This is a genomic window from Prevotella sp. HJM029, assembly GCF_000599605.1.
GTDB lineage: Bacteria > Bacteroidota > Bacteroidia > Bacteroidales > Bacteroidaceae > Prevotella.
This window is the reverse complement of the sequence record NZ_AZHT01000085.1, coordinates 1-1,798: the sequence shown is the minus strand read 5'-3', so window position 1 is coordinate 1,798 and position 1,798 is coordinate 1. Positions and strand designations below refer to the sequence as shown.

Genomic DNA, 1,798 nt, shown 5'->3' with positions numbered 1-1,798 from the left:
CTTTCAAGTCAACTCATACGCCGCTATAGGAAACATTCGCTCCAGAAAGGAGGTGTTCCAGCCGCACCTTCCGGTACGGCTACCTTGTTACGACTTAGCCCCAATTACCAGTTTTGCCCTAGGCCGATCCTCGCGGTAACGGACTTTAGGCACCCCCGGCTTTCATGGCTTGACGGGCGGTGTGTACAAGGCCCGGGAACGTATTCACCGCGCCATGGCTGATGCGCGATTACTAGCGAATCCAGCTTCGTGAGGTCGGGTTGCAGACCTCAGTCCGAACTGGGACCGGCTTTTAAGATTCGATCGCATTTACATGCAACCTGCCTTCTGTACCGGCCATTGTAACACGTGTGTAGCCCCGGACGTAAGGGCCGTGCTGATTTGACGTCATCCCCACCTTCCTCACACCTTACGGTGGCAGTATTCCCAGAGTGCCCAGCATTACCTGATGGCAACTAAGAAAAGGGGTTGCGCTCGTTATGGCACTTAAGCCGACACCTCACGGCACGAGCTGACGACAACCATGCAGCACCTTCACAGACGCCCCGAAGGGCCTCTTCATCTCTGAATCGTTCGTCTGCAATTCAAGCCCGGGTAAGGTTCCTCGCGTATCATCGAATTAAACCACATGTTCCTCCGCTTGTGCGGGCCCCCGTCAATTCCTTTGAGTTTCACCGTTGCCGGCGTACTCCCCAGGTGGGATGCTTAATGCTTTCGCTTGGCCGCTGACCCTAATGGACCAACAGCGGGCATCCATCGTTTACTGTGCGGACTACCAGGGTATCTAATCCTGTTTGATACCCGCACCTTCGAGCTTCAGCGTCAGTTGTGCTCCCGTAAGCTGCCTTCGCAATCGGAGTTCTTCGTCATATCTAAGCATTTCACCGCTACACGACGAATTCCGCCTACGTTGCGCACACTCTAGTAAACCAGTTCGCGCTGCAAGTCAGATGTTGAGCATCTACATTTCACAACACGCTTAATCCACGGCCTACGCTCCCTTTAAACCCAATAAATCCGGATAACGCCCGAACCTTCCGTATTACCGCGGCTGCTGGCACGGAATTAGCCGGTCCTTATTCATAGGGTACATGCAATAAACTACACGTAGCTCACTTTATTCCCCTATAAAAGCAGTTTACAACCCATAGGGCCGTCGTCCTGCACGCTACTTGGCTGGTTCAGACTCTCGTCCATTGACCAATATTCCTCACTGCTGCCTCCCGTAGGAGTTTGGACCGTGTCTCAGTTCCAATGTGGGGGACCTTCCTCTCAGAACCCCTACTGATCGTAGCCTTGGTGGGCCGTTACCCCGCCAACAAGCTAATCAGACGCATCCCCATCCATTACCAATAAATCTTTAATCCTATAATGATGTCATCATAAGATGCCATGGGGTATTAGTCTTACTTTCGCAAGGTTATCCCCCTGTAATGGGTAGGTTGGATACGCGTTACTCACCCGTGCGCCGGTCGACGCCTAAGAGAGCAAGCTCTCTCATCGTTTCCCCTCGACTTGCATGTGTTAAGCCTGTAGCTAGCGTTCATCCTGAGCCAGGATCAAACTCTCCATTGTAAAATATCTATTCCAACCCTATTCATAAAATAATAAGGTCAAGAGTCTATCTGATTCAGAACGCTTCCTCTAAATTTATCGAAGTCTTTTTGTACCTTTCTTAAGAATAACTCTTCCTTCTTGACGGTTCGTTCTTTTACCCAAGCACTCATCTCCTTTCGAAAACAAGCACTCGCTTCTTGTACTACTTCTCTGTCTATGAAAATCTTGTCAAAGATCGCTC

At 50.6% G+C, this 1,798-nt stretch carries 1 protein-coding gene and 1 rRNA gene; both read right to left on the bottom strand.

What is annotated here, in order from left to right:
- Positions 1-45: 45 nt before the first annotated feature.
- A 16S ribosomal RNA gene (locus X919_RS0105220) occupies positions 46-1,575 on the bottom strand.
- 38 nt (positions 1,576-1,613) lie between these two features.
- The coding region (locus X919_RS17040; protein ID WP_036917157.1) for a hypothetical protein at positions 1,614-1,798 on the bottom strand (185 nt) is incomplete at its 5' end.